This is a genomic window from Phytoactinopolyspora limicola, assembly GCF_011320225.1.
In the GTDB taxonomy this organism is placed as follows: Bacteria; Actinomycetota; Actinomycetes; order Jiangellales; family Jiangellaceae; genus Phytoactinopolyspora; species Phytoactinopolyspora limicola.
In genome coordinates this window covers 99164-121668 of sequence record NZ_JAAOEN010000013.1, presented here as the reverse complement: position 1 = coordinate 121668, position 22505 = coordinate 99164, and the positions used below count along the sequence as shown (strand labels likewise).

General features: G+C 67.1%; 20 protein-coding genes. 12 read left to right on the top strand and 8 right to left on the bottom strand.

The window, feature by feature from the left end; all coding sequences use genetic code 11:
- Window positions 1-4 precede the first annotated feature (4 nt).
- The 3 genes from G8760_RS23315 to G8760_RS23305 form a co-directional block, all read right to left on the bottom strand.
- On the bottom strand, window positions 5-910 hold the full coding sequence (locus tag G8760_RS23315; RefSeq protein ID WP_207782648.1) for an ABC transporter permease: 906 nt from the start codon (window positions 908-910) through the stop codon (window positions 5-7).
- Entirely contained in the window at window positions 903-1850 is a 948-nt protein-coding gene (gene nikB / locus G8760_RS23310) for a nickel ABC transporter permease (protein WP_166355233.1), read from the bottom strand. Before nikB ends, G8760_RS23315 begins: the two co-directional genes overlap by 8 nt.
- An 84-nt stretch (window positions 1851-1934) precedes the next feature.
- Window positions 1935-2423: an Lrp/AsnC family transcriptional regulator gene (locus G8760_RS23305; RefSeq protein ID WP_166355232.1), complete on the bottom strand. Its 489-nt coding sequence runs from the start codon at window positions 2421-2423 to the stop codon at window positions 1935-1937.
- Between the two features lie 193 nt (window positions 2424-2616).
- Between G8760_RS23305 and G8760_RS23300 the strand changes: the two genes are divergently transcribed.
- From G8760_RS23300 to G8760_RS23250, 12 genes are all read left to right on the top strand, one after another.
- On the top strand, window positions 2617-3684 hold the full coding sequence (locus G8760_RS23300) for an ABC transporter ATP-binding protein (RefSeq protein WP_207782647.1): 1068 nt from the start codon (window positions 2617-2619) through the stop codon (window positions 3682-3684).
- On the top strand, window positions 3677-4759 hold the full coding sequence (locus G8760_RS23295; protein WP_166355231.1) for an ABC transporter ATP-binding protein: 1083 nt from the start codon (window positions 3677-3679) through the stop codon (window positions 4757-4759). The genes G8760_RS23300 and G8760_RS23295 overlap by 8 nt, the downstream gene beginning before the upstream one ends.
- A 706-nt stretch (window positions 4760-5465) precedes the next feature.
- Window positions 5466-5741, top strand: coding sequence for a hypothetical protein (locus G8760_RS23290; RefSeq protein WP_166355230.1), 276 nt, complete (start codon window positions 5466-5468; stop codon window positions 5739-5741).
- Window positions 5742-5810: 69 nt separating this feature from the next.
- Window positions 5811-6671: a serine hydrolase gene (locus G8760_RS23285; RefSeq protein ID WP_207782646.1), complete on the top strand. Its 861-nt coding sequence runs from the start codon at window positions 5811-5813 to the stop codon at window positions 6669-6671.
- Between the two features lie 12 nt (window positions 6672-6683).
- On the top strand, window positions 6684-7001 hold the full coding sequence (locus G8760_RS30975) for a serine hydrolase family protein (protein ID WP_207782645.1): 318 nt from the start codon (window positions 6684-6686) through the stop codon (window positions 6999-7001).
- A gap of 357 nt (window positions 7002-7358) precedes the next feature.
- The gene (locus G8760_RS23280) at window positions 7359-8102 is read left to right on the top strand and encodes a DUF998 domain-containing protein (protein ID WP_166355229.1); all 744 of its coding nucleotides are present in this window, start codon (window positions 7359-7361) and stop codon (window positions 8100-8102) included.
- Between the two features lie 196 nt (window positions 8103-8298).
- Window positions 8299-11190 carry a carbohydrate-binding protein gene (locus tag G8760_RS23275; RefSeq protein ID WP_166355228.1) on the top strand — a complete coding sequence of 964 codons (2892 nt, stop codon included), beginning with the start codon at window positions 8299-8301 and terminating at the stop codon, window positions 11188-11190.
- A 24-nt stretch (window positions 11191-11214) separates the two neighbouring features.
- Entirely contained in the window at window positions 11215-11571 is a 357-nt protein-coding gene (locus G8760_RS23270) for a DUF6968 family protein (RefSeq protein WP_166355227.1), read from the top strand.
- A gap of 218 nt (window positions 11572-11789) precedes the next feature.
- On the top strand, window positions 11790-12692 hold the full coding sequence (locus G8760_RS23265; protein WP_166355226.1) for a hypothetical protein: 903 nt from the start codon (window positions 11790-11792) through the stop codon (window positions 12690-12692).
- Window positions 12693-12962: 270 nt separating this feature from the next.
- Window positions 12963-13460 (top strand): DnaJ family domain-containing protein, encoded by a 498-nt coding sequence (locus G8760_RS23260; protein ID WP_166355225.1) that lies wholly within the window; start codon window positions 12963-12965, stop codon window positions 13458-13460.
- 80 nt (window positions 13461-13540) lie between these two features.
- A complete protein-coding gene (locus G8760_RS23255; RefSeq protein WP_166355224.1) occupies window positions 13541-15163 on the top strand; it encodes a TIGR03767 family metallophosphoesterase in 1623 nt (540 codons plus the stop codon).
- 146 nt (window positions 15164-15309) lie between these two features.
- Window positions 15310-16311: a LacI family DNA-binding transcriptional regulator gene (locus G8760_RS23250; RefSeq protein WP_166355223.1), complete on the top strand. Its 1002-nt coding sequence runs from the start codon at window positions 15310-15312 to the stop codon at window positions 16309-16311.
- Window positions 16312-16400: 89 nt separating this feature from the next.
- Here the strand turns inward: G8760_RS23250 and G8760_RS23245 are convergent, their stop codons facing one another.
- From G8760_RS23245 to G8760_RS23225, 5 genes are read right to left on the bottom strand one after another with little or no spacing between them, the layout of a single operon-like run.
- Complete coding sequence (locus tag G8760_RS23245; RefSeq protein ID WP_166355222.1) at window positions 16401-18056, bottom strand: glycerophosphodiester phosphodiesterase; 1656 nt, start codon at window positions 18054-18056, stop codon at window positions 16401-16403.
- A gap of 41 nt (window positions 18057-18097) precedes the next feature.
- A complete protein-coding gene (locus tag G8760_RS23240) occupies window positions 18098-18925 on the bottom strand; it encodes a carbohydrate ABC transporter permease (RefSeq protein ID WP_207782644.1) in 828 nt (275 codons plus the stop codon).
- Between the two features lie 8 nt (window positions 18926-18933).
- On the bottom strand, window positions 18934-19911 hold the full coding sequence (locus G8760_RS23235; protein ID WP_207782643.1) for a carbohydrate ABC transporter permease: 978 nt from the start codon (window positions 19909-19911) through the stop codon (window positions 18934-18936).
- Between the two features lie 13 nt (window positions 19912-19924).
- Window positions 19925-21244, bottom strand: a complete 1320-nt coding sequence (locus G8760_RS23230; protein ID WP_166355221.1) for an ABC transporter substrate-binding protein — start codon at window positions 21242-21244, stop codon at window positions 19925-19927.
- A gap of 5 nt (window positions 21245-21249) precedes the next feature.
- Window positions 21250-22389 (bottom strand): ABC transporter ATP-binding protein, encoded by a 1140-nt coding sequence (locus G8760_RS23225; RefSeq protein ID WP_166355220.1) that lies wholly within the window; start codon window positions 22387-22389, stop codon window positions 21250-21252.
- Between the last annotated feature and the right edge of the window lie 116 nt (window positions 22390-22505).

The following is a 22505-nucleotide window of genomic DNA, read 5'->3' as shown; positions in this document are numbered from 1 at the left end:
GACGTCAGCGCATCACCCTCGACCGGAGCCGCGGGTCGAGGGAATCGCGTAGCGCGTCACCGAGCAGATTGAATCCGAGAACTGTGATCATGATGCAGATGCCTGGCACCAGCGATGGCCACACCGAGATCTCCATGAACGCCTTGCCGGTGGACAACATGGACCCCCAGGACGGGGCCGGGGGCGGCACACCGAGCCCCAGGTAGCCGAGGGAGGCTTCGACCAGGATCGCGTAGGCGAGGCTGATGGTGAACTGGACCGCGATTGGTGCCATGGAGTTGGGCAGGATGTACTTCAGGATGATCCGCCGGTCGCGTAGTCCGGCCGAGCGGGCCGCTTCCACGTACGGCTCCTTGCTGATGGACAGCACCGCGCCGCGGGTCACCCGGGCGAAGCTGGGCACGAACACCACCGTCAACGCGATGATCAAGTTGCGGGTGTCCGGCCCGAGCGCGGCTACCACGGCCAGCGCCAGGAGCAGGGTGGGGAAGGCGAAGATCATGTCCATGATCCGCATGATGACGCCGTCGAGGACTCCACGGTAGAAGCCGGCCAGCAGCCCGAGTGTCACCCCGATCAGGCTGGCCAGCGTCACGACGACGACGCTGACCTGGATGGACGTGCGCGCACCGTAGAGCACGCGGCTCAACAGGTCACGGCCGGCCTCGTCGGAACCGAGCGGGAAGATACCCCCGGGTGCGGCCAGTCGATGGCTGGACATGGCTGTGGGGTCGTAGGGCGCCAGCCACGGTGCGAGTGCGGCGGCGCCGATGATGGTGGCGACGATGACGGCCCCGGCGATCCCGATGCGGTCATGGCGCAGCGTGCGCAGCAGCGGCATCCGGGCTCGCCCGCGCAGCCACTGGCGCACGGCGCCGGTAGGTTCGTCCACGGTTGGCTGGCTAGGCATCGTGTCTCAACCTCGGATCCAGATAGAGATAGATCAGGTCGACGATGAGGTTCACCACGACGTAGAACACCGCGAGGAACAGGATGGTGCCTTGAACCAGCGGATAGTCGCGTTGGCTGATGGCGCGGATCACCAGGGTGCCGAGGCCCGGCCAGGAGAACACCTGCTCGATGACGACGGTCCCGCCGAGCAGCGCGCCGGTCTGGATGCCGATGACGGTGACCACCGGGATGAGTGCGTTGCGCAGCGCGTGCCGGTTGATGACGACGATCTCTCGGAGACCTTTCGACCGGGCCGTGCGGACGTACTCCTGGTTCAGGACTTCGAGCAGCGCGGAGCGGGTCATCCGCATGGTGACGGCCGCGAGGCTCGTCCCGAGGGTCACCGCCGGCAGTAGCAGGTACTTGAAGTGATCCCAGCTGAACGCGAAGGGCGTGTAACCACCGGACGGCAGCCAGGAGAGGTGTACGGAGAAGACCAGGACCAGGAGGATGCCCAGCCAGAAGTTCGGCAGCGACAGCCCGATCAGCGATATCAGGCGGGAGCCGGTGTCCAGTACGCCGTTGCGACGGGTGGCGGAGATAACCCCGAGCGGGATGGAGATGGCTACCGACACCAGGAGTGCGGCCAGCGCCAGCTCGAGTGTCTGCGGGAATCGGTCGAGGATCTCCTCGGTCACCGGCCGGCCGGTGCGCATGGAATGGCCTAGGTCCCCTTGGATCAACGAGGTGAACCAGCTGCCGAATTGCTCGTGGACGGGTCGGTCGAGGCCGAAGTACTCCCGCATGGAGGCTTCCAGCTCAGGATCGCCGTAGTCCTGGCCGAGGATGGAGCTGACGACGTCGCCGGGGACGAGCCGGATTAGGAAGAACGAGATGACCGAGATCCCCAGGAGCACAGGCACCACCGACGCGAGGCGGAAGCCTACGGCTCGGATCATGGCTGCTCCTCGGGTGATGAGAAGCGCACCGCCGGTGCGCCGATCTAATGCCCTGCGTGGGATGTCCCACGCGGCGCAGTAGCACTACTCGTCGTCGCTGTCGAGATCGTCCATGATGTTGTCGAGGGACCATTCGTGGAAGCGCTTGGCCACCCGTAGCGTGATGACCGTGCGGATCTCGACGATCCCGTCCGTCTTGCCCAGCTTTCCGGTGGTGAACTCGCGGAGTTCGTCGTTGGACTTGAAGAAGCCGACGACGGTGATGTCGAACTGGCCGGTGCAGTGGTAGACGTAGCTCAGCTCGTGCATGGACACCAGCTCGTCGACCAGCCGCTCGGTAGCGCCGGGTGCACTCTGGATCCGGATCATCGCGTGCACGTTGCGACCCATGTACGCGGCGTCCGGCACCACGGTGAAGATGAGGCGGCCGGACTCCACCAGCTTCTCGATGCGGCGGCGGACCGCGCCTTCGGAGAGGCCCACCTTCTTGGCCAGGGCGACGTTGCTTTGCCGGGCATCACGGAGCAGCTCCAGGATGATGAGCCGGTCCTTGTATTGCGAGCTGCCCGACACCGAAACGTACTCCTCGTTGAGTGATGCGATGTGAAAGATGCGAAGTGAACGAATTGTGCGATATCAACTCGCTCAACATCGTATCTCGTTGCTTAGCAGACCCTAGACGACGAGCTTCGGATATGCAAGACTCCGGATTTACGGAACACGTAGCTCTGAACCTGGTCAGTTCGCCGAACCCGTTGGGGGTGCCGTGGCCCTGCTGGAGGTGCACGACCTACGGACCCAGTTCCGGTCCCGTGCGGGCATCGTGCAAGCCGTCGACGGTGTGAGTTTCCACGTCGACGAAGGCGAGATGCTGGCACTCGTCGGTGAATCGGGTTGCGGCAAGTCCGTCACCGCACAGTCGATCATGCGCCTGGTGCCTACACCAGGGGGCGAGATCGTCGGTGGCCAGGTGATGTTCAAAGGGCGCGACATCCTCACCATGCCGGCGCGGGAGTTGCGTAGCATCCGGGGCGGCGGCATTTCCCTCGTGCCGCAGGACCCTATGACGTCGCTCAATCCGGTCCTGCCGATCGGGCGGCAAATCACCGAGTCGCTCAAGGTGCACCTCGGGCTGCGCGGCGCCGCCGCCCGGGCGCGGGCCGTCGACCTCCTCGACATGGTGGGTATTCCAGCACCGGCCACCCGGCTGCGGTCCTACCCGCATCAGTTCTCCGGCGGCATGCGCCAGCGGGTGATGATCGCGATGGCGCTGTCGTGTGACCCCAGCCTGATCCTCGCCGACGAAATCACCACCGCACTCGACGTCACCATCCAGGCGCAGATCCTCGAACTGCTCAAGCGGCTGACCCGTGAGCTCGGGACGGCGGTCATCTTCATCACCCACGACCTCGGCGTCGTCGCGGGGATGGCCGAGCGGGTCAACGTCATGTACGGCGGCCAGATCGTGGAACGGGCCACCACCGTCGACCTCTTCGACACCCCGCGGATGCCGTACACCTGGGGGCTGCTCGGTTCGGTGCCCCGGCTGGACCAGCCCCGACAGGGCAAGCTGCGGCCCATCGACGGCTACCCGCCGAACCTCGCCGAGCCGCCACCCGGCTGTCGCTTCGCGCCCCGCTGTGCGTTCCGGCGCGACGTCTGCCTGGAGGAGCCACCGGCGCTTGTGAGTGTCCCGGCAGCGGACGGCCGCATCCAGGAGGCTCGCTGCTGGGGGATGCGTGAACCCGGCGACGGCGGCTGGCTGCGCGGACAGTCCTGGCGAGCCGCGCTACGCGAGCAGAATCGTGAGCAGAACGAGGTGCACCATGCCTGAGCCAGCGGTGGTCGAAAACCCGGACGCACCAGACACCGGGGTCGCGCCGTTGGTGTCGGTCCGGGGCCTGGAGGTCGCCTTCCGGGTCCGCGAGGCCGGCCCCGCGCGGTGGCGGCGCAGCCTGCTCAACGCCGTCGCTGGCGTCGACCTCGATATCCCACGCGGGGAGACACTCGGCCTGGTCGGCGAGTCCGGCTGCGGCAAGTCGACCACCGGCCGGGCCATCTTGCAGTTGCAGCGGCCCACCGCCGGGTCGGTGCGATTCGACGGCACCGAGCTGACCACGTTGTCCCGCGCCGAGTTGCGCCGGATGCGCAGCCGCATGCAGATGGTGTTCCAGGACCCCTACGCGTCGCTGAACCCGCGGATGACGGTGGGGGAATCCATCGCCGAGCCGATGCTGGTCCACGGGGTGGGCGACTGGCGCAGCCGCCGCCGAACGGTGGCTGAGCTGCTGGAGACGGTCGGGCTCAGCCCGGCGTGGGAGGAACGATATCCGCACGAATTCTCCGGTGGGCAGCGGCAGCGGATCGGTATCGCACGGGCGCTGGTGCTGGAGCCGGAGTTCATCGTCGCCGACGAGCCGGTGTCCGCGCTGGACGTCTCGGTCCAGGCGCAGACCATCAACCTGCTCGAGAGCTTGCAAGAGCGCTTCGGCCTCACCTACCTGTTCATCGCCCACGACCTCGCCGTCGTGCGGCACCTATCGACCCGCGTGGCGGTGATGTACCTCGGCAAGATCGTCGAGGTGGGCGGCGACGCGGTGTACGAGCGGCCGCGGCACCCCTACACGCAGGCGTTGTTGTCGGCGGTGCCGATCCCGGACCCACACGTCGAGACCGAACGGCGCCGCAAGGTCCTCACCGGTGATGTTCCCAGCCCGGTCCGCCCACCCTCCGGCTGCCGGTTCCGGACGCGGTGCTGGAAGGCCGAGGAGGTCTGCGCCCAGGAAGAGCCCGCACTCCGGCCGATGGGCGACGGGCAATGGGCCGCCTGCCACTTCGCTGGCCCGGTCGGCCCGCCACCCACGCCGGCCCTGACCCTGCCCCGGCCCGCCCCGCCTGCCCTCTCCTAACCCCGTCTCCTACCCCGCCCCCTGACCCCGCCCCGCCACTCAAGCAGCCACAAGCCTCCTTATGGCTGCCGTGCGTGGGGCATAAGCTTCCTTGCTGTCGCCAGGGCAGCAGTGAGCTTCCTTATTGTGGTGGTGACCTGGGGCGTAAGCCTCCTTGTGGCTGCCGCCAAGGCGGGGCTACCGCCTCGCTGGCGAGCATGGCGACGGTTATCCGGCCATAAGCCTCCTTGTGCCCCGGGGGCAGGGCCCACGGGACCACAAGGAACCTTGCTGCCGTCCCAATCTCGGCATAAGGAGGCTTGTTGTTGCCCTGGCGACAGTAAGGAAGCGCGTGCCCGGGCGGGCGGAGCCACAAGGAGGCTTGTGACTGCTGGCCGGCTGCGTGGCGCCGGGAGACGATCTCTTACTCCGAGCGCCGACCTCGATCATCGCGGTCGGGTGCGCGCACGCGGCGGGTGCCCGCACCGCTGATGTCGTGGTCCTGGGTGCTGTTGTCCTACCGCGGTCGCCGTAACCGCCGTCGTCCGGGCTGCCGTCTCACCGGATGCTGGTGGTGCTCGCGCGCTCTTGCTGGACAGAGCTGCCTGCACGGATAATGCCGACAGGAGCGTGATCGTTCTATGCCAGTTCGGCGGCGCATCCGCCTCAACGGTCGTGCGGTGCGGGCGCCTCATCCGCCGAGACGTTGAAGGAGTGGGTGGGCGGCATGATCGGAATCATGGCGGCGATCCTGCTGTCTCTGCTTGCCGCGCTGATCTGGCCGCGATGGCCGATGCTCGTTGTGCCGGTCGTTCTGGTCCCGATGTCTTACATCGCGCTGCGGTACGAGTGGTGGGGATACGGTGTCGGCGAGTTCTGGAAAGAACTCGCCGCTGTGCTCACGCTCGCCACCGTGGCTGCCTGCGCGGTGATCGTCCTCATTCGCCGATACATTCAGCGAGCCGTCCGGTCGGGAGGCGCAACCCCTCCGGGGGCACGCTAGTCTGTTCGCCCTGCCGGGCGGGTGATCGCTCGGTGTAATCTGCCGGCGGACGTGGTGAGGAGGCGTTGGGTGACGACAGGTGGCTTCTCGCCGAAACGGTTGTCACGCGTGCGTGAGCTGCTCGATCACCACGTCGACGCCGGGTTTGCTCCAGGTATGGTGGCTGTCCTTGCCCGCCACGGCGAGGTGCACATCGAAGCAACGGGCACTCTCGCCTTCGGCGGCGCAGGATCGAATATGCCGATGACGGGCGACACGATCTGTCGCATGACCTCGATGACGAAGCCGATCACCGCCGCATGTGCGATGACGCTCGTCGACGATGGCACTCTCCGTCTCGATGACCCCGTCGACGATCTCCTTCCTGAGCTAGCGGACATGACCGTGCTCGCCGACCCCAACGGGCCGCTCGAAAACACCGTTCCGGCACATCGCTCGATCACGTTGCGGGATCTACTCACCTTTACCCTTGGTACCGGCATGGTCCTGGCTGAGCCGGGAACGGTCCCGATCGGCGACGCTCTCGACGCGCTGGACCAACCGTCTCCGGACGAGTGGATCGGGCGGCTCGGCTCGCTTCCGCTCGTCCACCAGCCTGGTGAGCGCTGGATGTATGACACCGCCGCCGACGTGACGGGTGTTCTGATCGCCCGGGCCACGGGTAGGTCCCTCGGAGATGCCTTGCGGGAGCGAATCTGCGGTCCACTCGGGATGAAGGACACCGCATTCAGCGTGGATAGCGAGAGCATCGGCCGGATGTCGACGGCGTACCAGCGTGACAACGCGCCCACCGGTGAACCCGTCGTCGAAGATGGTCCCGACGGGCAATGGAGCCGACCACCGGTGTTCGAGGCAGGCGGCAGTGGACTCGTGTCGACCGCCAACGATTACCTCGCCTTCGCGTTGGCCTTGCTCGCGGGTGGTTCTTAGGACGGTGAGCGGGTGCTCTCGCGGCAGTCGGTGGCGTTGATGACCAGTGATCACCTGACCCCGGCGCAGAAGGCGGTGTCCGGATTCTGGCCTGGATACTTCGACACCATGGGGTGGGGTTTTGGAATGTCGGTCCTCGGCCGCCGCACGGACGTCGGCCCCTCGGCCGGGAGCTACGGGTGGCCGGGAAAGTACGGTACCGCCTGGTATAACGATCCCGCCGAGCAGATGACGACGATCTTTATGATGCAGCGGTCGCATGCGGGCGATCAGCGGCTGCCGATGTGGGCCGACCTCTGGGCCGCTGTTTACCAGGCGGTCGACCACTAACCGCGAAGCGCCGGACGGGGGCTCCACACTCCGCGGCGAAGGGTGGCGGTATGCCCTCGTCCCAACGTCGCCCCCTCGTGTGTCACATGTGAACCCGACCTCCGCCGGTTCGCTGTGAGGGACGTCACGTCTAGTGCCCGGGTGGTCCGCCCCACCCTGGTGACCAGTGGTCTAGGGCGCGTCCTGAGGGTTCACCTTGGCGTTGACTCAGCGTCGGCCGAAAATAACGAGATGTGATCTAGCCGTTATTGGTTTGTGACATTAGGCTGCGGGGTAATTGTCGTCCATTCAGCGCCGCGCCGGTCACCCATCGCCCGGAGCCGGCGAGGTCCCAACGAGCGGGGTGAGCGCGTCTTCATGGTCGCATGGCTGGCCGAGTGGTCCCGTCGGCGGAAGCTGTTCGCGTGGCTGGCCGCGCCGTCCATCGTCGGGGCACTGGTCTTCACCACCGGCTGGCTCGTCGCCGGAGCTATCCAGGACCGCTACGACCCCCGCAGCGACTACATCAGCTCACTCGCCGCCGTCGACGCCGCCAACCCGTGGATCATGATTACCGCCATGGTGGCGTTCGGGGTGGGTGTCATGTCGCTGGGCGCCGGGCTGTTCGCCGTGCTCGAAGACCGCATGGGCCGGATCGCATCGTTCGCCGTGCTGCTCAGCGGCCTCGGGGTAGTCGTCGTCGGCATGATGCGCCACGACTGCGGCGTCCAGCTGCCATCCTGCTCGGTGCGGGTGAGTATGGGTGAGGTATCGGGATACCACGCCGTTCACGACGTCGCTGCCGGGTTGACGTTCGTTCTGGCCGGCATCGCGCAGCTGTTGATCTCGCGTGGTGTCCGTCGCCATGACGCCTGGCGGTACCTGCGGCTTCCGTCGAGCATCAGCGGAGTCCTCACGCTCGTGCTGTTCACGCTGATGACCTCGGACCTGCTACCCGAGTGGGTCGGCGTCATCCAGCGGACCATCGCCATCGTCGCCAGCATCTGGGTGAGCGCGCTCGGGGTCCACCTATTCCGGCTGGACATCCGGGGGCACCAGCTGTCCTGGCTCGCTCGACGTGTGCCCGCGGAAACCCCCGCTCCGGTTCTTACCTCCCGGTGAGCCTCCAGGCCCCTTCGTCGGACACGCCTGCCCCTGAGGCAGCCGGCACATGGCCCCGTGGCCAGCCGGAAATGGTCGTCGGTTAGTGAACGCCTAGCCATCTGGTCGACGTGCGGCACGCGGCCGGCCGCATAGCGTGCAACCACGCCTACCGCACCGATGTGTCGGTGGCTCTTCCAGGTTCCAGGAGATGCTCGTGACCCTCGACGCCCACCATTCCGCAATCAAGATCAACCGGCCCATGTCGACGACCTCACGCAGGCTCGGATACCTGGCCCTCGCTCTCATTCCGGCGGCCGTCGTCGCCTGCACGGGCACCGATGACGACGCTGCACCCGGAGAAGACGCCGGCGCCGTGACGGTCCAAGGGGAACATGCCGCCGAGACGAACATCCCAACTGCTTCCGGCGAGGACGCGGCTCAGGGGGAGTATCTGGCGCTGGATACCACCGACGACCTGCCCGCCGGTGGCTGGTTCGCCACCTACGACGTGGAGGTACCCGCGGACGGGTTGTACCGGCTCGACGCCGTGGTGACACCGCCGGCGATGGACGGTGGAACGCCCTTCGGCGGTTCCTACGTCAACCTCTCCGTCAACGGTGATCAGTTCACCCAGGTGGCCAAGTCGGAGCCCTACTGGAGTAGCCCTCTCTACACCCCGGCGGCGTGGGGCTCGCTGGCACACGTCCATGTCGGCGACGTCGAACTGGACGCAGGGGCCAACACCGTCACGTTCATGGTCGACGAACTACGCGTCAACGCGTCGCCCCAACAGGACGACCCTCCAGGTGACCCATCGCCACCCCGGTACCGGTTCTTCCTCGACGAGTTCACCCTGACACCAACCGACGTCGCCCTAGCTGCCGTCCACCTGGGGGCACCCGACACCACCATCGGCGTCTACCGCGGCGTTGACGCGGATCCGCTAAATCTGCGCCTTAATGGCCGAGCCACGACGGACGTGCGGGTCGAGTACAGCATCACTGACTTCTTCGACGCACAGGTCGACACCGGTGCGGTGACCGTGCCGACGGGTGAGGACACGGCCAGTGTCGACGTACCCGAGTTGCCACCGGGCAGCTACCGCGTCGTCGCTCACCTGGCAGATTCTCCCGACGACGTTGTCGTGGGGCATTTCGCGCGGCTGCCCGACCAGGAACCCGTCGGCGCGGACGGGAAGTTCGCGGTCACCACCAACACGCCGTGGCTAGTGCCGTCGTCGAAGCTCGACATCTTCGCCGAGGCCTTGCGCGACGCCGGTGTCGGCTACACCCGCGAGGAGATCTCCTGGCCGCTCACCGAGCCGGAGCGCGGCGAGTACGATACCCGCTACCTCGACCGGGTGGCGGCGACCTTCCGCGAGCACGGCCTGCGCACCCTGGGCGCGTTGTGGTACATGGGCGGCAATGCCGAATCGCCGAGCTGGGCGATGACGTCAGACTCGTATCCGCTCCCGGCCGACCTGCGCGACGCGTATCGTCTCGGCAACTACCTAGCCGGCCAGACCGACGGGATCGGCGGCGACGCCCTGGAGTTGTGGAACGAACCCGATGTCGACGTTCTCCAGGCGACGTTCAGCCGGACCACCGGTGACCAGCACGCCGCGTATCTCAAGGCGGCCGCTCTGGGCGCTGCCGACGTCGACGACCCGCCCCTCGTCTCGCTCACCGGGATCGCCTTTCCCGGTGTTTTCCAGGACGTCATGCTCCAGAACGGCGTCGTCCGGTATGCCGATATCTGGGCCTACCACGGCTACGCGGATCACGGCTGGGATCACGTCGCCGGCCCGAGCGAGTCGCCGCTACCTACCGAACCATGGGTCAATCAGGACCTACGACGCCTCTACGGCGCAGAGACCGAGATGTGGATGACCGAAGCCGGAGCCTTCATGATGGTGGAGCCGTCGGACGTGCCGCAGCCGGAGGAACTGACACCCGCCCAGCAGCGCGATCAGGCCCGCATGCTGGTGCGGTCCACCGTCGACTCACTGGCCGCCGGGACCGACAAACACTTCTGGTTCTCCGGAGCGCCGTACTGTGCCGGCGACTACGCCTGCTTCGGCCTGGTGAGCCGCGACTTCCAGCCGTGGCCGGCGTACAGCGCCCACGCGGCGATGGCGTCCCTCCTGGGGGAGGCCCGATACGTGCACGCGGTCAACGGCCTGCCCGAGGGTGTCACCGGGCACGTGTTCACCACCGCCGGCCAGCAGGTCACCGTGTTGTGGGCCGAGTCGGAGACGGAAGCGGACGTGCCGGTGGCCGGCGACGCCGTCGACATCTACACCATCATGGGTGAACACACCGACACGGTTGCGGTGGACGACGGCTCGGTGACGGTAACCGCTACGCCGGACGTGCGCTACGTCGTCTCCGACGCCGACGCATCCGTGGCCGAGCCAGGGGAGACCGGCGAGGATGCTGGTCGCGAGCCGCTGAGCGCCGCCGATCGGATCGTCCTCAACCAGCGATTCGCCGACGCCGCCCCGGAACCGCCACCGTTCGGATACCGGCTGGCCGACGAGACCACCGAGATGACGCTGGACGTCTACAACTTCGACGACGCCGACCACGAGGTAACGGTCGCCGCGCAGGCGTTCGCGGGCTGGACGGTGGACGGCGGTGTACAGAGCGTCACCGTTCCGGCGCACGGACACGTCGAGCTTCCGTTCACCGTAACTGCCGGGCCGGACGTCACTCCCGGTGTCGACTACCCCCTCGTCTTCGACGCTGCCATCGGTGACGACCAGCCCACCACCCCGTCGGTCTCACGTATCCAGCTCGCCGCCGACCAGCCAGGCGAGCCGATCCCGCTCGCTCCGCTCATCGACGACCTCACCGCTACCACCTCCGACGGCGAGGTCACCGTGGAGGCGACCCTGGCCGACGACGTCTCCGGTATCGATCCGGCGCGGATCACGGTTGAGGTCGGGGATCAGCGCATCGACCACAACTACGACCCCGACACCGGCCGGCTCACCGCAACTGGTCGCGTCGACCCCGGCGAGCACACCGTCTGGGTCCGCGCCTACAACTACGCACACGCCCCCGCGCACGACTCCACCCAGACAACCGTCGGCGAGTCATACTGACGGTGTCTCGGAAGGAGTCCGCCGATGGAGGTTGGTCTTGAGCGCGTCATCGCGCAGCGAGTACTCGAGCGGCACGGGCGCGAAGTGCGGGTACTGATCGGCGAGCCACGCCCGATGGACGGCACAAGTGGTGATCATGTGTGCCCGTACCGGATCGAGGAACCGGACGACGCCGCCAGCGTGACGTCGTTCGCCGTCGGCGTGGACTCGGTGCAAGCCCTCATGCTCGCTCTGTCCAAGATTGGCGACACGCTCCAGGCCAATCACGGCGGAGTCACCTTCCTGGGGCGGCCCCAGCTCGGCTTTCCGGTCACGGTGCCCGCCGTTGAACCGGGGACGTGGACGGCAACGGCCACCTACCCCACCATCGAGGGCGGGTGACCTCATCGTGAAGGGTCTGGCTCGCCGACGCGGGCCGCTTCCTGGCTTCTAATGACGGATAACACCCCGAAATCGGCCCGCATCCGTCATTAGAAGCCAGCAAGTAGCCAGCGCCCCGCCCGACGTCGCGGTGAACGCCGGCGAAGATCGGGTGAACGTTGGCTGACCTGGGTGGCTAGCGCACCTTGCGCCGCGGGGACCGCCCATACGATGGCCGCGTGCCAAGACGTGTTGTGCCAGGTGGACTCGGTCTTGTTGGCGTCCTGGCGTTGCTTGCGGCGTGTGGTGGGGGAGGATCCGGCGGCGTCGACGATGTCCTCGACGGGCTCCCGCGGGAGGTCACCTATCTGATGGTGGTGGATGCCGCGGTGATGCGGGAGAGCTACGACATCGACGCCGACGAACTCGGGCTGCTCCGCGAGGTCCGCGCCGGCGCCGACGGCACCTCCGACCCGCGGCTCGTGCTGGCCGCGGAGTTGGCGTCGGCGATCCCGCCGATGAACGTGGCGTTCGACAACGTTCATCTGGAAGCCGTCGAGATCGGCCCGATCGACACCGTCGTGGGCCTGCCGGTCGACGGCGTGGTGATGATCACGACCAACCAGGACCCCGAACAGCTCACCGCTGTGTATGCCGACGCCGGGTTCGAGCCGCAGGGAGACAGCCGTTGGTTCCTTCCCGAAGGGACCGACCCCAGAGCTGGGGCCGGGGGTTTTCCCGCGGTAGCCGTCGACGACGGGCAGCTTGTGCTCGGCCGTTCGGTCGAGGCGCTTGACCTGCCCGGCTCCGGAGACGGCGCCTCGGCCGCGTTGCAGGCACTTCTCGACGACGTCGACGACGCGTGGGGGTTGAGCGCCGTCGCTCAGCCGGACGAGGACCCGGGAACGTGTGGTGCCGGTCAGGCCCTGGTGCGGGTCGGCGGCGAGGCCGAGCTGCGGGTACTCGGTGGTGGCACGGCTTCGGTCCCAGACGACGCCAAGACGTTGTTGTCCGACACGACGCTTGGTGCTGCCGAGATCGACGGTGTCGTGACCCGTTACCCCGTCGAGGCCGACACGCCGCTGGGGGAGGTCGCGATGCTCGGCTGGCTCGCGGAGATGCCACAACTGGCCGAATGCTGACGGATCACCCGAGCCCAAGGTGTCTGGGACGGTTGTAGGTCTGCGTGTCCGTTGTGTGCGCGCGTCTTGCTGGTTTTCTATGCCGGATGCCGTCCGGAAGATCGGACCCATGCGTCATCAGAAGCCAGGAAGTACCTCTGGGCAATCGGAATGTGGGGACGAGCGTCGCCGAGGCGTGCTGGCCGGGGGGCTCGGAGCGGGCCAACCCGGATCGCAGGGGCGTGGGGCCCGTCGTTACCCTGGAAAGACGGTTGACGCACGAGGTGGCCCATGACGGAACGCAAACCGGCCGGTCTCAGCTTCGAGTCGTGGATCGATCGCCAGATCCGCGAAGCCGAAGAACGCGGCGAGTTCGACGACCTCCCGGGTACGGGCAAGCCGCTGCCTGATCTGGGCAAGTCGCATGATGAGATGTGGTGGATCCGGCAGAAGCTGGAGCGTGAAGGGCTGTCCACCGAGGCGGTGCTGCCACCGGGGGTGCGGCTGCGTAAGCAGATCGACGGGCTGCCCGACACGGTGCGGAAGATGCGCACCGAAGAGCAGGTCCGGCAAGCCGTCGCCGAACTCAACGAGCAGGTCAAGGATTACTGGCGCAATCCGTCGGGGCCGCAGCTCGCCATCGCCATGGTCGACGCGGACCCGGTGGTGCAGCGGTGGCGGGCCGACCGTGCTGCCGCCGAGGCTGCCACTCAGAAGGCCGTCGAGGAACCGCACGTGGAGCAGGGTGACCAGCGCCAACCCTGGTGGCGGCGGGTCTTTCGCCGGTAAGGTGCGGTTCGCGTACCCCCGGCGCCGGGCGGCAGGGGTGCCTCGACCATCACCTCCGCCGGCAAGAAGGAGAGTAGCGCGTGCCGCATTCCGACTCTGTCCCCTCCACCGTCGATCGCACCATCCAGCGAGGCGCCGTCCAGCGGGCCGGCACGGTTCAGGACTATCGGTCCTTGAGTTACGCCTCGGGCGAGGCCCACGTGACCCGGGAGGACCTGGCCCGTCGTCGGTCCACCACACCGGGACGCAGCCTCGCCTACATCGCGCACCTGACTGACGTGCAGCTCGCCGACATTCAGGCCCCCGCGCGGCTTGAGGTGGCGCATGGGTATCCGGACCGGCCGGGTAGTAGCAGGCTCGTTCCGGCCTGGCGGCCGCAGGAGCTGCTGGCCGCGCACGCCACCGACGCTTTGGTGCGTACGCTCAACAGGGTCCAGGTGAGCCCACTGACCGGCGCCCGGCTCGACGCCGCGCTGACCACGGGCGACAACATCGACAACATGCAGTGGAACGAGGCACAGGCGTTCCTGCGGCTGCTGTCCGGTGGCCCGGTGTCGATGGATTCCGGTGGCCCGACGTATGAGGGTGTACAGGATGGCAGCGTGGAGTGGGCGTGGGATCCAGCGCACCCCGAGTCGGCGTGGGCGGCGGCGTATGGATTCCCCGAGGTCGCCGGGCTGATCGAGGCGGGGTTGCGGCCGTTCACGGCGGCCGGCCTGGAGATCCCCTGGCTGACCTGCCACGGCAATCACGACGGGCTGCTCCAGGGCCGGACCCGCGCGACACCGGAGCTGGCGAAGATCATGACCGGCGATCGCAAGATGTTCGCACTGCCGCCCGGCCCGGTGGCCGACTTCGTCACCGACCCGCTGGACGTCTTCGCCGGCCAGACCCGCCTGGTTCAGCCAAGCGACGAGCGACGCCCCATCGAGCGGATGGAGTTCGTGCGGGCACATTTCGCCGACGGCGGCTTCCCGCGTGGCCACGGATTCACCGAGCAGAACCTCGCCGACGGCACGGCCTATTACGCCTACGACGACATCCCGGGCGTGCGGATCATCGTCCTCGACACCACCAACCCCGGTGGGCATTTCGAGGGCAGCATCGACGAGCGTCAGCTCAGCTGGCTGAAGGCGCGGCTCGGCGAGGTGCACGGCGGCGACGACGAACGGCTGGTGCTGGTCGCGTCGCATCATCCGCGCACCAGCATGACCAACGACGTACCGGTGCCGGCGGGGCAGCCGGACAGCGGCCGGCGGGTGCTCGGCGACGAGCTGGCGGCTGTGCTGGGTACCTATCCGAACGTGCTGGCCTGGATCAGCGGACATACTCACCGCCACCACGTCCGGGCCTGGCCGGGTGCTGGTGGCGGCTTCTGGGAGATCACGACGGCGTCGGTCATGGAGTGGCCGGTGCAGCTCCGGCTGCTGGAGATCGTCGAGAACGGCGACGAGACGTTGTCGCTGGTGTGCACCGTCGTCGACCATTCGGCGCCGCTCGCACCCGGGGCCATCACCACGCCGGACGACCTCGCGTCGTGGCACCGGGAACTCGCGGCCAACAGCCCGATCAGCGTGGGTGGTGCCGACGCGGGGGGAGCGGCTGTGGACCGCAACGTCGAGTTGGTCCTGCCAGACCCTCGAGGCAAGGCTGGTGACGCCTCCGCTCAACGCCTCGGAGACGCTGATTCCGTGCAATACTAAATCGATGTAAGAGCCTGTTCCGCCCACACCCGGAGACCCGGCCGGCGGACGAGTTTCGTAAGACCGGGTACCCGGTGGAAGGACAGGCTCTTGCCAACTGGGCCGTGGCAGGGGAAGGGTGAGATGCTTCCGACGTGGGGGGACCGATGACACGTCCGCCGAGCATCAAGGACGTCGCCCAGGCGGCGGGTGTCTCGCCGACCTTGGCCAGCTTCGCGCTCAACGGCCGGAGCGGAGTCGGGGAGGAGACCCGCCGGCGGATCCTCGCCGTGGCCGCCGAGCTGGGCTACCGCGGCAACCCGTACGCGCGGGCGCTGCGCACCGGGCTCAGCAACTCGTTCGGCCTGTTGGTCCGCAACCTGGGTAACCCGATCTTCCTGGACGTCATCGCCGGGGCGCAGGAAGCGGCTATCGAGTCGGAGACGACGGTGCTGGTCGCCGATGCCGACTACTCGTTCGACCGGGAACGCCAGCACGTCGAACGCTTCGCGGCGCATCGGGTCGACGGGCTGGCCATCGCCCCCGTCGGCCCGGGGGAGTCGGTGGAGTTGTGGCATCAGCTGCGCCCCGGCGCCCCGACCGTCGTGCTGTACGCCACCGCCGAAGGCGTCGACAACGTGATCCGGGTCGGCCCGGATGCCCGCCGCGCGGTGCGCCTGGCCGTCGAGCATCTGGTGGGGCTCGGACATCGAGACATCGCCTTCCTGACCGCACCGCCGGAGTTGATGGCCGACCACGACCGCCTCGCCGAGTTGATGGTGATCTGCGCGGAGCTGGGTATCCCGCCGCGCCCGGTGGCCACTCAGCTGAACCTGGCCGCGGTGATCGAACGGACGACGGCTCTCCTGTCGGCGCCCGACGCACCCACCGCGGTGATCACCAACTCGGACTACACCGCCCACGGTGTCTACCTTGCCGCACGTGCATGTGGCCTCGTCGTCGGCCGCGACGTCAGCATCGTCGGCCACGACGACCTTCCCACGGCTGAACTGCTCGATCCGCCTCTGACGACGATCGCCATGGACGGTCGGGCGCTCGGCCGGGCCATCGTCGCACGGCTCCGGCAGGCCGACGAGTCCGACCACGCCGAGCCGGTTGGGCTCGCGGTTCGTGGCTCGACCGGCCCACCACCTCCCACCTCCCGGTGATCATTGGCTTTTAGCTACCGAATTCGGTAGCTAAAAGCCAATGATCACCGGGAGGTGGGAGGTGGGAGGTGGGGGTGGGAGAGGGCGGGTTAGTTGTTGAGGTCGGCATGCAGCTGGTTGGCGTACGCCTCGTCGCCGCCGGTGCCGCTAGCGCCGATCCGCCACCGGCCGCCGTCGTACTCTCCGACCGCCCAGTCGCGGCCACCGCTCTCCCAGAGTGGTGTCCAGGCAACGAAGTTGTGTGCGGTGGAGAAGAAGACGTTGTCCTCGGCCCAGGCCGAGCCGTTCTCGTAGGCGGCCACGACGGTGAGGTTGTCGTCCCAGTTGACCGACCAGTCGGAGAATGGCCGCGCATGGCCGCGTTCGCGGTCGAGGACGTCGTTGTCACCGAGCCGCGTCAGTCCGGCGTCGATACCCCATCCGACCTGGTACACCGGCTCCGACGTCGCGCCGTCGACGGTCCACGTCATCTCGTGGTCGAACCATTCGTCCTCGAACCGGAACGTCCAGTCCACCGCGATCGGCTCGCCGAGCATCGGGATACCACGCAGGGCGAGATCCCGGCCGTCGTCGGAAAGGACGATCTCCTCGGGTTCACCGACCGGTAGCACCGGGCTGAATTGGCCGATGCCGACGAACGGGACGGTGCCACGGGTGGTGTGGTTCAGGACCTCGCGGTACTGCCCCTGCCCGGCCGGGTCGAAGCCGAGCTGTTCGATTCTGGTGTCGGGCGACGTGGTGATGACGACGCGGTAGTGGCCGGACTCGAACACGATGTCTTCGCGGTCGTCCACCGGGGGCTCGAACTCCATGCCGAGCAACCCGTGGTCGATGAGCTCGCGCAGTGTGGTCGGGTAGTCGGTGGCGATCGCCGCCGCGCCGTAGTCGTAGGCGTCGTACATCCGCTCGGCATCGTTGAGGGTGTACAGGCCGAAGCTGAAGCCGAGGTCGTGGAGGTCGTCGCGGAGCCGGGGGTGGTTGGCTACGTTGTCGAAGGCGGTGATCATCCAGTCGGTGTACTCGCGCGCCGCTTCCAGGGCGTCCCGGCTCGGGACACTCCCGGCGCCCCACATCGGAACCAGGGTGATGCCGTCCGGCGCCACCTGACCGAAGTCGTCGAACAGCCACTCCCGGTCGAACGCCAGGACCTGGATCGAGCCCCGCTGAAGCGCCGCCGGAAGGTAGCCGGGCACCGCCTCGAGCTCTTCCATGATGCGCTCGGATATCCCCGGGTACAGATGCGGAGACTTGACGTCCAGCTGGACTCCGGCCCGGTGTTTGATCAACTCGATGGCCTCGCGCAGCGTCGGAACCTGCTCTCCGGCGAACCGCGGGTTGAAGCTGGCCCCGGCGTCGAGCTGCTTGATCTCCTCCAGCGTGAAGTCGCGGATCCGCCAAGGTGCGCGGTCGGGGTAGACCTCGCGGACATTGGTGGTGGTGTCCAGGACGGTGTCGTGGACGAGCACGATCTCGTCGTCGGCGGTGAGGTGTAGGTCGAACTCGATCAGGTCGGCGTCCTGCACTATCCCGAGCGAGAACGCGGGGAGGGTGTTGGGTGGCGCCATCGCCGACGAGCCGCGGTGCGCGGCGATGAGGATCTCGCCCGACGACGTATCTCCACGTTTGCTCGGTTTCTCCGTCGCTCGATCCGGGCTGGCTCCCGCCGCGAAATACGCGGACGCACTGGTGACGATCACCGCGAGGGCGACCGCCAGGCCGCGCCCCAGCGTCCTCGATGCTGTCAACGAACCCATCGTGAGTTGCCTCCCAAGTGGTGGCGGTCGGGTTACTTGATCCCAGAGCGCATGAAGCTCTGGATGAACTGACGCTGCGTCAGCAGGAACAGCGCTAGTAGCGGGGTGACGACGATGACCGTGCCGGCGGTGAGCGACGTGAAGTCGATGCCGGTCTCGGGGGAGAGGAACCGGACGATTCCGACGGTGACCGGACGTGATTCAGGGGAGCGGGTGATGACCAGCGGCCATAGGAAGTTGTTCCAGTGGAAGCTGACCGACACCAGGCCGAACGCCACGATCGTCGGCCGGGCTAGTGGCAGGTAGACCTTCCACAACGTCTCCAGCCGAGATGCGCCTTCGATCTCGGCCGCTTCCACCAGTTCCTTCGGTACGGCCTTGAACTGCTGGCGCATGAGGAAGATGCAGAACGCGCTGGCCGCGTAGGGGATGGCGATGCCGGGGATGGTGTCCTGCAACCCCAGGTTCGACACCAGGCGGAAGTTCTCCGTCAGCAGGATCTCCGGGAAGATCATCAGCTGGAGGAGAACGAACGCGAACAGGATGTCGCGGCCCGGGAAGTTGTACCGCGCCAGCGCGTAGGCGGCCAGGATCCCCAGCACCAACTGTGTGGTGGCCAGTCCGGTGACCAGCAAGACCGTGTTCTGGAAGTACCGGTCGAAGGGCGCGGAGTTCCACACCGACTCGATGTTGTCGAGTGTCCATCCTTGGAACGGGTTGAGGGTGAGCGCCACCGCGGGCTCCCGGAACGCCGCCCAGAAGACGTAGACGAGCGGGGCGATCCACAAGAAGCCGAGCAGCCAGGCCATGCCGACTTCGATCTTGTCGGAGATACGGGGCAACCGCGAGGTCCGGATCATCTTCTCGCCTACCGGTAGTGGATTCTGCGCTCGAACAAGCGGATCTGGATGAGCGCGAGGACGATGAGGATGAGCACGAGCACGATCGTGATCGCCGCCGCGTACTCGGGTCTGCGCTGCGGGAACGTCGTCTGCCAGATGTAATACAGCAGCATGTTGCTCGCGTTGTTGGGCCCGCCCTGCGTCATCACGAAGATGAAGTCGACCTGCTTGAAGCTGTTGGCCAGCCCGACGATCGACGCGAACAGCGTGGTCGGCATCAACAGGGGGAACGTGACCCGCCGGAAGTGATACCAACGCCCGGCGCCTTCGAGCTGGCTGGCCTCGTCGAGCTCCGGTGGGATGAGCTGCAGGCCGGCCAGGTAGAAGAGCATGAAGAAACCGGCCTGGTGCCAGATCATCATCACCATCAGCGCAGGCAGCACCGTGCTCGGACTACCCAGCCAGTTCTGGCCCTCGAAACCGAGCCAGCGCGCGATGGTGTTGAGGACGCCGAAGTTGGGTTGGTAGAAGAACAACCAGATCGCCGCGGCCGCGACCACGGGCAGCATCGCCGGGGTGAAATACGCCAGGCGAAGCAGCCCGCGGCCGCGGATCTTCCGGTTCACCAGCACCGCCATCAGCATCGCCACCGCGATGCTGACCGGGACGGTGATGAAGGAGAACAGCAAGTTGTTGATCAGGCTGCGCCGGAACACAGCGTCGCCGAGCATCTGCTCGTAGTACGCGGTGCCGACGCCGCCGTCGAGGCCGGGTTCCTGCAGGCTGTTCCACAAGGCGCTGCCGGCGGGGAAGACGGTGAATCCGCCGAGGAACACCAGCGCCGGCACCATCAGCAACCAGGCGAACACCGGGTTGGGGATCCTCCGCAGATGATGCAGCGGACCTTGCCGCGGCCCGGCGAAGGCGGGCTGGTCGTGCTGCGCGACCTCGTCAGGATGCCGTCGCCCGGCCGTCGCCGTCGGACTGTCGTGTTCTCTTTCCACTGGTGACGGGCCTCTAGTTCTGGTAGACGCCGAGGACGTTGTCGGCCTGTTCCTGTGCGTGCCGCATGGCCTCCTCCGGTGTCATATCGCCGACGATGGCACCCTGCAGAGCGTCGTTGAGGATTTCGTAGATCTGCCCGCGGGCGTAGGTGGACAGCTCACGCACCGCGTAGTCGAGCTGGTCCCGGGCGACGGCGGCCTCTGGGAACCCACTGACGTACTCCTCCATCGCCGCGGTCTCCCACGCCTCCGGCAGCGGGGCGACATACCCGGTGGCGATACCCCACTCGGCGGCCTGCTCCGGCTGGGTGAGGTAGCGGATCAGCCGCATCGCGGCCACCTGCTCGGCCTCGGACGCGTCGGCGAACAGGAAGAAGTTGCCGCCTCCGGTGGGCGATCCGCGCCGGACCCCCTCCGGCAGCATGTCCACGCCGAAGTCGAAGGTGGCGTTGTCTCGCACGTTGGTCAGGTTGCCGGTGGTCGTCCAGATCATCGCGGTCTGCCCCTGAAGGAAGTCCTCCGGGGTGGTGCCCCAGTCGACGATGCCCGACGGGTGGACGCCGTGGTCGGCGGAGAGCGACAGCCAGAACTCGAGGGCCTCCACGACCGCGGGCTGGTCGAAGTACACCTCGGTGCCGTCCGCGCTGACGATCTCGACGTCGTTCTGCGTCGTGAGCGCCTGGAACAGCCAGTACGGGAAGCCCGACGACGGGATCTGGACACCCCAGCGGGCACCGGTCTCCTGCTGGACCTGCTGAGCGATCTCGACGAGTTCGTCCCACGTCTGCGGGGCATGGTCGGGGTCGAGCCCGGCTTCCTCGAACAGGTCCTTGTTCCAGTACTGCACGATCGTGGACCGCTGGAACGGGATACCCCAGGTGCGGCCCTCGTGGTCACGGCTGTTGGCCATGAACGCGTCGTAGAAGGAGTCCAGCCACTCGCGTTCGTCGTCGTTGGTCACGACGTCGTCGAACGGGACGATCATGTCGTCGTCGATCAGCTGGAACATCTCGGTGGACAACAGCACGGAGGTGACGGGCGCGTCGCCACCGTCTACGGCGGTCTGGACGGACACCATCGTCTCGTCGTAGTTGCCGCTGTAGACGGCCTGGACAGCGATCTCGGGGTTCTCGGCCATGAAGTCGTCGATCAAGCCGTCGACGACCTCCTGGAGCGGACCACCCACCGCGATCGGGTAGTACATGGTGATCTCGATCGGGTTGTCGGCGGTGGCTTCTTCGAGTGCCGACTCCCCGTCGTCCGATCCGCAGGCAGCCGTCAACAAGGCCAGCGCGGCGACCGCGGCGACCGTCGATGTCGGGCGTATACGCATGGAGCTCATCCCTTCGAGAGCTGGTGATTCGCGGGTGTGACGGCGCCGGTGGCGACATCCCAGGCGGAGATCCGCTCGCCGGTGTCCGCGTCGAACAGGTGTAGATCCTTGAGTCGGAACCCGACCCGGTATCGAGCGCCGTCTTCGACGGGCAGGTTGGCGTGCAGCCGCGCGATGAGCGGGTTCGAGCCGCCGATATCGAACCGGGCGAGCTGGTCGGCGCCGAGCAACTCGACGTTGGTGAGGGTCGTTTCGACGAGCTGGTCGCCGGTGTCGAGGGTGAGGTCTTCTGGGCGGACTCCGAGTAGGACGTCCGACGGCAGGGTGTCCACCCCGGGCGGAACCGTCACCCGGATCTCGCCGGAGGTGCTGACGACGGCGCCGTCGGCGACGCGGGCGGGGAGGAGGTTCATGGGTGGCGAGCCGATGAACCTGGCGACGGAGGCTCGCGCCGGGCGCTGGAACAGAGTGCGGGGGTGATCGATCTGATCGACGCGGCCCTCCCGCATCACCACCACCCGGTCGGCCATGGTCATCGCCTCGACCTGGTCATGGGTGACGTAGATGACGGTCAGCCCGAGATCCCGCTGTAGCTGGCGCAGATCGACCCGCATCTGCTGGCGCAACTTGGCGTCCAGGTTGGACAACGGCTCGTCCATCAGGATCAGCGACGCGCCCGAGACGAGGGCCCGGCCGAGTGCGACCCGCTGGCGTTGCCCACCAGACAGCTGCGCCGGTTTGCGGTCCAGGTAGGGCGTGAGTTCCAGCAGCTCTGCGGTGTGGGCTAGCCGCTGGCGGCGTTCGTGTTTGTCGACGCGCCGGACCTTGAGACCGAACATGATGTTCTCGGCGATCGACAGGTGCGGGAACAACGCATAGTTCTGGAAGACCATGGCGAGTTTGCGCTGCGCCGCCGGGACGTCGTTGACGACCTGGCCATCGATCAAGATCTGACCGGTCTGTGCCGCTTCGAGACCGGCGATCAGCCGCAGGCTCGTCGACTTCCCGCAGCCGCTCGGCCCGAGCAGGACGACGAACTCACCGGAGGGTGCCTCGAAGGACACGTCGAAGAGCACCTGAGACGACGCTCCCCGCCCGGATGGGTAGAACTTGTCGATCCCGCGAAGTTGCACACTCGACGACATCGCTCCCCTGTTCGTTTGTGCCGGTTTGCGCGGCAGGTCGCGTTCACTTTCCACGACGACTACATCGATTTAACAAACGTGGAATGAAACGCTAGTGAACCGTGGGCCAGCACTCC